The sequence below is a fragment of the Allofournierella sp. CML151 genome (assembly GCF_027853465.1).
In the GTDB taxonomy this organism is placed as follows: domain Bacteria; phylum Bacillota; class Clostridia; order Oscillospirales; family Ruminococcaceae; genus Allofournierella.
The window spans coordinates 37,450-48,731 of sequence record NZ_JAPNNW010000003.1 but is presented as its reverse complement, the minus strand read 5'-3'; the positions used below and the strand labels follow the sequence as shown (position 1 = coordinate 48,731).

Genomic DNA, 11,282 nt, shown 5'->3' with positions numbered 1-11,282 from the left:
GTTTATTCTCCACGCTCGGCTCCTTCTATTTCGCGCTCGATGCTTTCGTATACCTCGGGCGGAATTTGAGTATCCAGCGCGCGCTCCAGGCGCTTGGCCTTGCGGGCCTTGGCCAGGCATTGGGCGCTGGGGCAAAGGTAAGCGCCCCGGCCGGGCTTTTTGCCCACAAGATCCAGTGAGATCTCCCCTTCCGGGCTGCGCACGACGCGCACCAGCTCCTTTTTCGGTTTGGACTCGTTGCAGCCAAGGCAATGGCGCAGCGGGATCTTACGTTGTTGCATCGCGGTGGGACGCTCCTTTCTGTTGATGGTTTTGGGCGAAGGGGCTTATTCCTCGCTGGAAGCAGCGGGCTGCTCCTCTTCCTCGCCGTAGTAGCCGCTCTCGGGGCGGATATCGATATTGTAGCCGGTCAGGCGGGCGCACAGACGGGCGTTCTGGCCCTTGTTGCCGATGGCCAGGCTCAGCTGATGGTCGGGCACGGTGACGCGGCAGGCCTTCTTGTCGCCTTCCAGGATCTCCACCTTGACCACCTTGGCGGGGCTCAGGGCGGCGCTGATGAACTCGCTCACATCCTCGCTCCAGCGCACCACGTCGATCTTCTCGCCGTGCAGCTCCTCCACGATCTTGCCCACGCGGGCGCCGTGTGCACCGATGCAGGCGCCCACGGGGTCGATGTTCTCGTCCTTGCTCCAGACGGCCATCTTGGTGCGCACGCCGGCCTCACGGCTGATGGCGCGGATCTCCACGGTGCCGTCGAAAATCTCGGGCACTTCCATCTCGAACATGCGCTTGACCAGCTGCTCGCTGGTGCGGCTGATGATAACGCGGGGGCCGCGCTCGGTGACCACAACGTCCTTCACGTAGACCTGCACGTGCTGGCCCTCGAAGAACTCCTCGCCGGGCACCTGCTCGGAGCGGGGCAGAATGGCCTCGCCCTTGCCCATGTCCAGAGCCACCAGGCCCCGGTCGGGGTCCACACGGGTGACGCGGGCGGTAACGATCTCGTGGGCCTTGCCCTGCATGTCGTTGAACAGCTGGTTGCGCTCGGCCTCACGGATGCCCTGACGGATCACGTGCTTGGCGGTCTGAGCGGCGATGCGGCCGAAGTCCTTGGTCTTCAGGGGGGTCACCACGCGCTGGCCCATCTTGTAGGTCTTGCGGATGGCCTGGGCCTCCTCCAGGGTGAGCTGGGTGTGGGGGTTCTCCACCTCTTCCACGATGTCGCGCACCAGGGACACGTTGAACTTGCCGTTTACGCTGTCGATCTCCACCAGCACGTTCTCGTCCTCCACCTCGTAATCCTTCTTCACAGCGATCACGATGGCGGCCTTGATCTTCTCGATCAGGTACTCGGCGGTCAGGCCACGCTCTTTTTCCAGCATGGTCAGCGCTTCAAAAAATTCTGCGTTCATTTTTTTCGATCTCCTCCAATTTGTCTGGCTACAACTATCCTATCAAGTATTCTATATAGAAAGATGAGGCTACACCGCATAATTCACGCCCCACAGCTCAGGCGGCGTATCACGCCAAAATTTTCCGTGCTATTTTCCAAAAATGCTCGCCAAGCCACCAAGGATTGGCTGTGATTTTTGGTTCATATCACAAAAAATTTTCCGGCGCGCTCCACCACCTGGAATTGTGCGGTGTCGCCTTAGAACAGGTCCTCGTCGTCGCAGAGCTTCACGAAGCTGGCGGCAGCCAGCTCGAAGGCGGCCGGGCCGTTTTCGGTCTCCACGGTTACGGTCTGGCCGTCAATGCCCTGCAGCAGGCCCGCGATCTCCCGGTTGCCGTTCTCGTCCGGCCGGATGAGACGGGCGGCGATCTTCTGGCCCTGGTAACGGGCAAAGTGTTCGGGCCGGGTGAGACGGCGGCCCAGGCCGGGGGAACCGACCTCCAGGAAGTAGGCCTGGTCGATGGGGTCGGCCTCTTCGATCACCGGGTCGATGGCCCGGCTGGCCGCCTCGCAGGTGTTCATGTCCAGCGGACCCTCACCGGCGGGATCGATCAGCACCCGCAGGTACCAGTCCGGCCCTTCCTTTTCAAAGCGCACGTCCCACAGAATCAGGCCCATGCCCTCGATCACCGGGCGCACCAGGGCTTCCACCTGCTGCACCGTGTTCTGGCCGCCTTTTGCTTTTGCCATCTTCGAACCTCCCAACACATATTTTGCCCAAACAAGCAAGAAGAGCGGGCCTTGCGGCCCACTCTCCATTCAAACGTTATTCTTACGGTATCAACTATACCATATTCCGTCGGCCTTTGCAAGCCCCGCCGGGAAAGTTTCCCGACCGGGCGGCTCAAACCGCTGTGGTACAGCTCTCCGCCCGCCTGCTTCGGCCCGTGCCCAGCCGGGCCCGCAGCCAGCGGGCAGCGGGCTTTTCCAGCCCGTAGGTAGCCAGCACCGCCGCGGTCAGACCCACTGCCCAGACCAGGGCCAGATAGGTGTGCATCCACCCGGTATCCCCCAGCTGGTTGGGCGGGGTGTCGCCCTGCCAGGGTGGGATGCGCAGGTCGTACTTGATGCGCACCGCCAGCCACTGGTGCCAGATGTAAAAATTGTAGCTCAGCCCGCCGAACAGCGCCCAGAGCCTTGCGCCGGGCAGCTGCGGTCCCAGGCAGAGCCCCAACAGGCAGACCGCGAAGCAGAGCGCCAGCGGCAGCCGCCAGACCAGCTGGCCGTGGGGGCCGTCCTGCCAGTAGGCGATGCGGCGCAGCACCCACACAGCACCCCCAAGGCCCGCCAGCGCCGCCAGGGCAAAGAAAGCCTCCCTGTGCTTTGTCTGCCTGGGGGCCAGCAGGGCCACCGCCTGAGCGGCGGCAAAGCCCAGCCCGATCACCCCGAAAAAGGCGGGCAGCTGGTTGAAGCGCATGCTGTAATCCACCCCCTGCAGGGGCAGCACCCGGCAGCGGGCATACAGCTCCTGAACCGCGCACAGCCCCGCCAGCACCGGCAGCGGCCAGGCATAAAAGGCCCGGGCCAGCAGCGGAAACAGCAGGTAGAACAGCACCAGCACGCCCACGGTCCACAGCGCGCCGTTGGTGCGGCAGTACACATAACCCTGGGGCACCAGGGTGGGAATGAGCAGCAGATGGCTGCCCACGTCCAGCCAGAAATCCCGGTCGGGCCGGTGCCCCGCCGCCCAGACCAGAGCGCTGGCCAGCACCGCAAAATAGTAGGAGGGCAGGATGCGTATCGCCCGCCGCTGCCAGAAGCCCCGGCAGCCCGGGAAGGCCTTTTTCTGCGCCCAGGCGTGGGCATAGGGCAGGTAGAGGCAGAAGGCGGACAGCAGAATCATACCGTCCACCCAGGCGCCGCCGCTGCGCATGAGAAAATCCAGGCCGGGCGCGCTCACCCAGCTTTGCTGCCAGAAGTGGAACGCGCCCACCATGCCCACCGCCAGCACCCGGAACAGGTCCGCTCCGGCGGGGCGCAGATACCGGTCGTTCATGATACTCTCTTTCCGCGGGCGGTGGGTTTTCCACAGACTCCGCTCGGTGGTGTGAAGAAGTGTCAGCCGATGGCCCACTCGCCGTTTTCAAAGATGGTCACAGTCTCGCCTGTCTTGGTCAGGCCGGTGATGGTCATATCCTCCGCGCCCACCATCACATCCTCATGGATGGCGGAATCGTTCACGCCGCAGGCCAGCAGCTCTTCGGTGGTCATGGCCGCGCCGCCCTTCACGGTGGTGGGGTAGCCCGCACCGAAGGCGATGTGGCAGGCGGCGTTCTCGTCGAACAGGGTGTTGTAGAACAAAAGGCCGCTGCGGTTGATGGGGCTGGAGGCGGGCACCAGAGCAATCTCGCCGATGCGGCGGGCGCCTTCGTCGCTGTCCAGCAGCTGGCCCAGCAGCTCGGCGTTCTTCTCGGCGGAGTAGTCCACCACCACGCCGTCCTTGAAGGTGACCGAGAAGCCCTCGATCAGCTGGCCGTTGTACACGTAGGGCTTGGTGCCCTTGACCACGCCGTTCACCCGCTCCCGGTGGGGTGCGGTGAACACCTCCTCGGTGGGCACGTTGGCGATGAAGACCGCGCCGTTCTCGGCCTTGCTGCAGGCGCCCTCCCAGGTGTGGCCCTCGGCCAGGCCCACGGTCAGATCGGTGCCGTTGGCGCTGGTCATGCGGATGCTCTCCAGCTGCAGCTCATTGAGCTTGTCCCGGCAGGCACTGGTCTTGGCCACATGCTCCTTCCAGGCGCTCACCGGGTCCCCGCCGGTGACCCGGCACACGTCGAAGATGGCGCTCCACAGCTTCTCCTGAGCCTCGTCCTCGGCAAGGCCCGGGAACACGGAAGCAGCCCATGCGGGAGTGGGGATGGCCACCACGCACCACTGCACCCGGTCCTTCATGGTGTATTCCCGCCAGGACTTCATGGCCTCCTGCTTGGCCAGGCTCACCCGGTTGATCTTGGCGGTGTCCAGGCCCTTGAAGATTTCCGGGTCAGAGGCATGGATGGCCAGCAGGCAGCAGCCGCCCTCGCTCTCGGCGTAGTCCAGATAGCTGCGCAGCTCGTAGGGCTTGGTTTCGCTCAGGGCTTCCTCCTCGCCCAGCTCCATGCGGATGCGGGCGGCCTTTTCATCCTCCCAGCGGATGACCACGTCCCGGGCGCCGGCCTTGTAGGCAGCCTCCATGCAGGCGCGGCCGAAGTAAGCGCCCTCCACCGGGCAGCGGATGATAAGGGTCTGGCCCTTCTGCACGTTCACGCCCACCTGCACGGTGAAGGCGGCATATTTGTTCAGCAGTTCCTGATTCATTGATCGGTTCCCTCGCTTTTCTTCATTTTTGCTTTGCTAAAGCGTCATTGCCTTTAGGCAACACCGCATAATTCCAGGTGGTGGAGCGCGCCGGAAAATTTTGGCGCGATGCGGCGCCTGAGCCGTAAGGCGTGAATTGTGCGGTGCTGCATTTATTATAACGAAAAAGGCGGGGCTTTAAAAGCCCCGCCCTCGGATTCACCAGAAGAAGGCGATCAGCACTGTGAGGATACCGGACACGCCGATGGCCACGCTGCTCATGGCGCCCTGGATCTCGCCCATCTCGATGGCCGCGCTGGTTCCGCCCACATGGCTGCAGGACCCCAGCGCCACCCCGATCTGGGTGGGATTTTTCAGCCGGGTAACCTTGACCAGTGCCGGGGCGATCACGGTGCCCAGGGTGCCGGTGAAGATCACCGCCGCCACCGTGATGGCGGGCACCCCGCCGATCTGCTCGCTCACCGCCATGGCGATGGGCGCGGTGACGCTTTTGGGCAGCAGGCTTTTGGTGAGCAGCTCGTCCAGCCGGAAGGCCTTGCACAGCAGTGTCACCGTGACTGCATTGGCGATGCAGCCCGCCAGACAGCCCAGCACCACCGGCCAGAAATTCTCCTTGAGCACCTTGCGCTGGTTGTAGATGGGAATGGCCAGCATGGCGGTGGCAGGCAGCAGCAGCATGCTCACCACGTCGCCGCCCTGGGTAAAGTATTCCATGGGAATGTCGAACACCAGCAGAGCCAGCACACTCAGCACCATGGCGATGAGCACCGGGTTGACCCAGGGGCTGCCCTTGCATTTGAGCTGGCACCACTGGCCGATCAGATAGGTGCCGGTACACAGCACGATGCCGAACAGCATATTGTCACACAAAGCCTGCATCATTGGGTCTCACCGCCTTTTTTCATGATTCGAAGCACCAGCCACACCACACCGGCGGCCGCCCCGTAGGTGGCCAGCATGGAGACCACACAGATCACCAGGATGGCTGCCAGATTGTCCCGCAGGAGCTCATAGTGCTCCAGCAGCGACACGCCGGACGGAATGAAAAAGAACACCATGTTTTTCTGCAGGAAGTCCACCACCTGGCGGATGGAGTCCGCCCGAAGCCAGCGCAGCGCCAGCAGGACAAGCATCAGCACCATCGCCATGATACTGTTGGGGATGGGCAGTGGGATACACTCGCTCAAAAAGTTCCCCAGCAAACAAATGAAGAACACCACGAATATCTGCTTGATCAGCGGCACCGGCCCGGGCCTCCTTTCCGGCGGCTGTATGCCGCCAATAAAACGATCCCTCCGGCTGCGCGGAGGGATCGGGGTGGGTTGGATCAGAACTGGATCTTCTTCTCGATGTAGTCCTTGACCTCGCTGATGGGCAGGCGCACCTGCTCCATGGTATCGCGGTCACGGATGGTCACGCAGCCGTCGCCTTCCTCGGTGTCGCTGCCGAAGGTGGCGAAGTCCACGGTGATGCACAGCGGGGTGCCGATCTCGTCCTGGCGGCGGTAGCGCTTGCCGATGGAGCCGGTCTCGTCGTAGTCCACCATGAAGTACTTGCTCAGCTCCTGCCAGATGGGCATGGCCTGCTCGCCCAGCTTCTTGGACAGGGGCAGCACAGCGGCCTTGTAGGGAGCCAGGGCGGGATGCAGGCGCAGAACCACGCGCTTGTCCTCCTTGCCCTTGTCATCGGTGAGCACTTCCTCATCGTAAGCCTCACACAGGAAGGCCAGGGCCACGCGGTCGGCGCCCAGGGAGGGCTCGATCACGTAGGGGATGTAGTGCTCGTTGGTGTCGGGGTCGAAGTACTCCAGGCTCTTGCCGCTGGCCTCCTGATGGCGGCCCAGGTCGTAGTTGGTACGGTCGGCAATGCCCCACAGCTCGCCCCAGTCGGTGAACGGGAAGGCGTACTCGATGTCGGTGGTGGCGCGGGAGTAGAATGCCAGCTCGGCGGGCTCGTGGTCACGCAGGCGCAGGTTCTCCTCCTTGATGCCCAGGCTCAGCAGCCAGTTCTTGCAGAAGTCCTTCCAGTAGGCGAACCACTCCAGATCGGTGTCCGGCTTGCAGAAGAACTCGCACTCCATCTGCTCGAACTCGCGGGTACGGAAGGTAAAGTTGCCGGGAGTGATCTCGTTGCGGAAGGCCTTACCCACCTGGCAAACGCCGAAGGGCAGCTTGCGGCGGGTGGTGCGCTGGATGTTGGCAAAGTTCACGAAGATGCCCTGGGCGGTCTCGGGACGCAGGTAGCAGGTGCTGGAGGAGTCCTCGGTCACGCCGATGGCGGTCTTGAACATCAGGTTGAACTTGCGGATGGGGGTGAAGTCGTGCTTGCCGCAGACGGGGCAGACCACATCCTCATGCTCGTTGATGAAGGCGTCCATCTCCTCGAAGCTCATGGCGTCCACGTTCACCTCGGGGTGCACGTCGCCGATCAGCTTGTCGGCACGGTGGCGGGCCTTGCAGCTCTTGCAGTCCAGCAGGGGGTCGGAGAAGCCAGCCACGTGGCCGGTGGTGACCCAGGTCTGGGGGTTCATGATGATGGCGGCGTCCAGGCCCACGTTCAGGCGGTTCTCCTGCACGAACTTTTTCAGCCATGCCTTCTTCACGTTGTTCTTGAACTCAACGCCCAGGGGGCCGTAGTCCCAGCTGTTGGCCAGGCCGCCGTAGATCTCGCTGCCCGGGTACACAAAGCCCCGGTTCTTGCACAGGGCCACAATGGTGTCGAAATTCTTTTCGCTGTTTTTCATCTTCATACTCCTTACCGCGACGCTGGCTGCGCCGCCGCTTGTTTTTCCCCCGCGGACCGGGGGTTTTTGCCCGTAATATATCTAATATTAAAGCGGCGGGGCCGCTTCGTCAAGACGCAAAGGGCCTCCGGCGCGGAATTTTGCGAAAAAAAGGGCGGGATTGTCTTCCAGTTGAAGACAATCCTGCTTTGCTGGTCAGGGAGCGTTTTTCCGGCACGGTCAATCTTCCTGTTCGGCCCGGCCTTCCTGCACCTTGAGCGCGCCGTCCAGCGCCCCCTCCACCACCGGCAGGAACTCCTCGCTGCACAGAGTGAGCTTCTGGCTGACCCGGCGGCGCTGCTCACTGGGCTGGCCCTCCTCCTGCTCGAAGAAATACCGGTCTGCCGGCAGCTTGCAGATGCGCACCAGCTCGTAAAAGATGGGCAGGCTGGGCAGGCTGCCGCTGTTTTCGATGTTGGCCAGGTAACGGGGATCGATCCCCAGCTGATCAGCCAGGGCGCGCCGGGTCATCCGCAACGCGAGCCGTGCGGCCTTGATGTCTGCTCCCAGGGTTTTCAGATTGCTGCATTCTCGGGTCTTTCGCATAACACATCACCTTTACCAATTATTTTATTCTGCGCGGCTTTTCCGATAAATGATGTGTAATGTATTTAGATTACACTAAATAATTCATATTTTCTCTTGCTTTGGGGAATTCCGTGCCGTATAATAGGGAAAACTTCTTTCTTTTCATCAGGAGACAAGTTGTATGAATGTGAACCATGTTTTGAACGAATTCAGTGATACCCTTCTGTTTGAATACGACTGTGATTCCGCCCGTTTGGAATTTACGCCCGCAGCCCCCGCAGTGCTGGGCCTGCCGGACCGTTTGCCCCTGCGCAGCGACGCAGGTGGCCGGACTCTGCCGGAGGCCGCGGATAAGCTGCGACGCCTGCTGCGGGCAGCTCGGCCCGGCGGACCGGTAGTCAAGGCGGAGGTGACCTTTTTGGGGCAGGATGGGCAGCTCTGGGTCTATTTATGCCGCTGCAAGGCGCTGGAAGGAGTCAGCGGACGCGGCGGGCAGATCGTGGGCAAACTCACCGACATTACCGAGCGGTTCGACCGGGAGCAGGATCTGCTGCGCCGGGCCAACATGGACCTACTCACCGGCGTCTACAACCGCAGCGCCGAGGAACTGATCACCCGGAAGCTGAAGCAGAACGGCGGCGGTGTGCTGTTCATGATCGACCTGGACGATTTCAAGCAGATCAACGACACGCTGGGCCACTCGGTGGGTGATCAGGTACTGGTGGCGGTGAGCGATGTGCTGAAGCATCTGTTCCGTGCAGGCGATATTGTGGCTCGGGTAGGCGGCGACGAGTTTGTGGTGTTTCTGGAAAGCCCGCTGGACCCGGACCTGATGGCCCGGCGGGCAAAGATGATCCTGACCCATCTGGAGCGGATTCCCCTGCCCCAGCTGAACGGCCCGGTCAAGGCAAGCATCGGAGTGGCTCTTTCACCGCCGGTGCAGCCGGAATATGCCGCACTGCACCAGGCCGCCGACGAGGCAATGTATCAGAGCAAGCGCGCCAGCAAAAACGGCTTCCGGCTTTACGTTTCCTCCGAGATGCAGCAACGGGAAGCATAGCAAAATCAAAAAGAAACGGCGCACCGGTCTTTCGCTGGACTGGTACGCCGTTCCTTTGATTGTTTTATTTTTCGTTGCCCGGCTCCGGCGCAGTTAACAGCCGCCCCGCGCCATTTGTTTGTGCTGCCGGTTCTGCTTTGCTTCACCCCACCGGTTCTTGCGTCTATTAACGCACAGGGTCGTTTGTCGCTTTGCAAAAGAAAAAGCGCACCGGTTACCCGATGCGAAAAAAAGGGCCCCCGCAAAAGGCTGCATTGCAGGATTTTGTGGGGAAAAGGAGGGCGGGCGGAACGGTGCGAACGCCCTTTCAGCCAACGCCGGAAGGGGGTGAGCAGAGTGCAGCCCCGCCCGACGCGGCTCCCCCTGGCCGGCTCGAACCAACGACCATTCCGAGCCCGGAAATTGTCGCGCTGCACCACGGGCCGCCGGCCCGCGGCACATCGCTCTGTTTCCGGGCCCACCTCCGCCTCGCTGCATCGCCCACCGGGCGCGCTCGGCTCCGGCGCAGTTAACAGCCGCCCCGCGCCGTTTGTTTGTGCTGCCGGTTCTGCTTTGCTTCACCCCGCCGGTTCTTGCGGCCGTCAACGCACAGGGTCGTTATCGCTTTGCAAAAGAAAAAGCGCACCGGTTACCCGATGCGCTTTTTTCTGGCTCCCCCTGTTGGGCTCGAACCAACGACCCTGCGGTTAACAGCCGCATGCTCTACCGACTGAGCTAAGGAGGAACAAATGGTGCACTTCCAGGGACTCGAACCCTGGGCCCGCTGATTAAGAGTCAGCTGCTCTACCAACTGAGCTAGAAGTGCATATGTGGTGACCCGTGGGAGAATCGAACTCCCGTTTGCGGCGTGAGAGGCCGCCGTCTTGACCGCTTGACCAACGGGCCACATCTGACAGCTTCATCATTATACCGCCCGTTTCACGGTTTGTCAACACATTTTCAAAACTTTTTTGAAGTTTTTTGATTTTCTTTTTCGGGCCGTTCGCCCCTACTCCTGCCCTTTATATATAAATACATTATAAGGCTGCCGTCTTTCCCCGCCGCGCCGGGCAAAGCAAAGGCGGCGCCCGGTTGCCCCAGCGCCGCCATACACTCCAACATTTTTATTATAGCACCAAGCCCCGGCCTTTTTCAATACAACAATTATACAAATAATGCATCATAAGTATATCTACTTTGTCAATATACACCGGGGTTTTTGTATGGTATATTATAGACACACCAAGGAACACAAAACCAAGGTCAAGAAACTCTAGGCAACCTGTTAAGGATAACAGGAAGAGCCGCAACGAGGAAAGAAAGGAGAGCAGGACCATCATGGTAATTGAAGAACCCGGCCAGATCTGGCAGGATGGGACCTGCCGCTGAATCCCGAAATCACTTTTTCACAGCAAGATGATTTCTTGAATGCCAAAGGCCAAGCTGGAGCGCAGGATTCAAAATGGATCAGAGGAACAATTGGTCCGGTATTTCTTAGATCGATGGATCGGAAAAAACCGCAGATCGAACGTGAATGATTCAAAAGAAACCTTCCGTCACAGCAAAAAACCAAAAGGCGACCACCAAAAAGGTTTTGGATTTTCGGAATAAGATTCAAATAGCGAGTAGATCCCATCCCTGCCCACAAGCAGTTTTTTATAAAAAACCGAAAGTGGATTTGATCCTGATGGATCATACCAAAAACGGTAAAAGCATCGTTTGATGTGAGGAATTGGTATTCAGCCTGGTATGGAGCAAGAGCGATGCGAGTGTTCTGAATCACTTCGCACCAAGGAAATAAAAGTTGAGTTTAGGTCTTGTCTGCAACCTCTTTTAAGCCATGGAAGCCGAACAACAGTAACGGAACCACAAGACGCATTCGACCGAATCCATCCAAGTAAACGGCTTTGATCACCAGCAAACCAGAGCAATAAACGGTAGAAATCCTTTTTTGATATGTTTCTTTTCATCCGAATCAAACCAGAAGAGGCTTTGAGTCCAATGTACTAAGCAATGTTTCGCGTACCATTTCAAGGCGCTTTGAAATCTGAATTCATCAAATCGTACGAAATGAGGATAACGCCAATGTGCTGAATGTTTGCCCGTAGACCACCACCAGGGATGCAGGCAATGTGAAGCGACAAAGCCTGCCGGTATATGGCAAAGGAACGTGAATCGATATG

Annotated in this window: 11 protein-coding genes and 3 tRNA genes; 2 read left to right on the top strand and 12 right to left on the bottom strand. The window is 60.1% G+C overall.

The window, feature by feature from the left end:
• Window positions 1-2: 2 nt before the first annotated feature.
• The 9 genes from rnpM to PH256_RS03115 all read right to left on the bottom strand — a co-directional run bounded on the left by rnpM (window position 3) and on the right by PH256_RS03115 (window position 8,078).
• On the bottom strand, window positions 3-281 hold the full coding sequence (gene rnpM, locus PH256_RS03155; protein ID WP_058963858.1) for an RNase P modulator RnpM: 279 nt from the start codon (window positions 279-281) through the stop codon (window positions 3-5).
• A 45-nt stretch (window positions 282-326) separates the two neighbouring features.
• The gene (gene nusA / locus PH256_RS03150; RefSeq protein WP_270912944.1) at window positions 327-1,412 is read right to left on the bottom strand and encodes a transcription termination factor NusA; all 1,086 of its coding nucleotides are present in this window, start codon (window positions 1,410-1,412) and stop codon (window positions 327-329) included.
• 239 nt (window positions 1,413-1,651) lie between these two features.
• Window positions 1,652-2,143 (bottom strand): ribosome maturation factor RimP, encoded by a 492-nt coding sequence (gene rimP, locus PH256_RS03145; RefSeq protein WP_087184072.1) that lies wholly within the window; start codon window positions 2,141-2,143, stop codon window positions 1,652-1,654.
• Window positions 2,144-2,297: 154 nt separating this feature from the next.
• Complete coding sequence (locus PH256_RS03140) at window positions 2,298-3,449, bottom strand: acyltransferase family protein (RefSeq protein WP_270912943.1); 1,152 nt, start codon at window positions 3,447-3,449, stop codon at window positions 2,298-2,300.
• A gap of 62 nt (window positions 3,450-3,511) precedes the next feature.
• Window positions 3,512-4,750: an aminopeptidase gene (locus tag PH256_RS03135; protein ID WP_270912942.1), complete on the bottom strand. Its 1,239-nt coding sequence runs from the start codon at window positions 4,748-4,750 to the stop codon at window positions 3,512-3,514.
• A gap of 198 nt (window positions 4,751-4,948) precedes the next feature.
• Window positions 4,949-5,632 (bottom strand): LrgB family protein, encoded by a 684-nt coding sequence (locus PH256_RS03130; protein ID WP_242956129.1) that lies wholly within the window; start codon window positions 5,630-5,632, stop codon window positions 4,949-4,951.
• Entirely contained in the window at window positions 5,629-5,994 is a 366-nt protein-coding gene (locus PH256_RS03125) for a CidA/LrgA family protein (protein WP_270912941.1), read from the bottom strand. Before PH256_RS03125 ends, PH256_RS03130 begins: the two co-directional genes overlap by 4 nt.
• A gap of 83 nt (window positions 5,995-6,077) precedes the next feature.
• On the bottom strand, window positions 6,078-7,493 hold the full coding sequence (locus PH256_RS03120) for a glycine--tRNA ligase (protein WP_270912940.1): 1,416 nt from the start codon (window positions 7,491-7,493) through the stop codon (window positions 6,078-6,080).
• A gap of 219 nt (window positions 7,494-7,712) precedes the next feature.
• The gene (locus tag PH256_RS03115; RefSeq protein ID WP_087184067.1) at window positions 7,713-8,078 is read right to left on the bottom strand and encodes a helix-turn-helix transcriptional regulator; all 366 of its coding nucleotides are present in this window, start codon (window positions 8,076-8,078) and stop codon (window positions 7,713-7,715) included.
• A gap of 163 nt (window positions 8,079-8,241) precedes the next feature.
• Here PH256_RS03115 and PH256_RS03110 point away from each other — a divergent pair, with 163 nt between their 5' ends.
• Complete coding sequence (locus PH256_RS03110) at window positions 8,242-9,120, top strand: GGDEF domain-containing protein (RefSeq protein WP_270912939.1); 879 nt, start codon at window positions 8,242-8,244, stop codon at window positions 9,118-9,120.
• A 648-nt stretch (window positions 9,121-9,768) separates the two neighbouring features.
• Here the strand turns inward: PH256_RS03110 and PH256_RS03105 are convergent.
• The 3 genes from PH256_RS03105 to PH256_RS03095 all read right to left on the bottom strand — a co-directional run bounded on the left by PH256_RS03105 (window position 9,769) and on the right by PH256_RS03095 (window position 10,005).
• Window positions 9,769-9,844, bottom strand: a tRNA-Asn gene (locus PH256_RS03105).
• Window positions 9,845-9,849: 5 nt separating this feature from the next.
• A tRNA-Lys gene (locus PH256_RS03100) sits at window positions 9,850-9,925 on the bottom strand.
• A 5-nt stretch (window positions 9,926-9,930) separates the two neighbouring features.
• Window positions 9,931-10,005 (bottom strand) — tRNA-Glu (locus tag PH256_RS03095).
• A gap of 628 nt (window positions 10,006-10,633) precedes the next feature.
• Between PH256_RS03095 and PH256_RS03090 the strand changes: the two genes are divergently transcribed.
• Window positions 10,634-10,822, top strand: coding sequence for a hypothetical protein (locus tag PH256_RS03090; protein WP_270912938.1), 189 nt, complete (start codon window positions 10,634-10,636; stop codon window positions 10,820-10,822).
• Window positions 10,823-11,282: the final 460 nt, after the last annotated feature.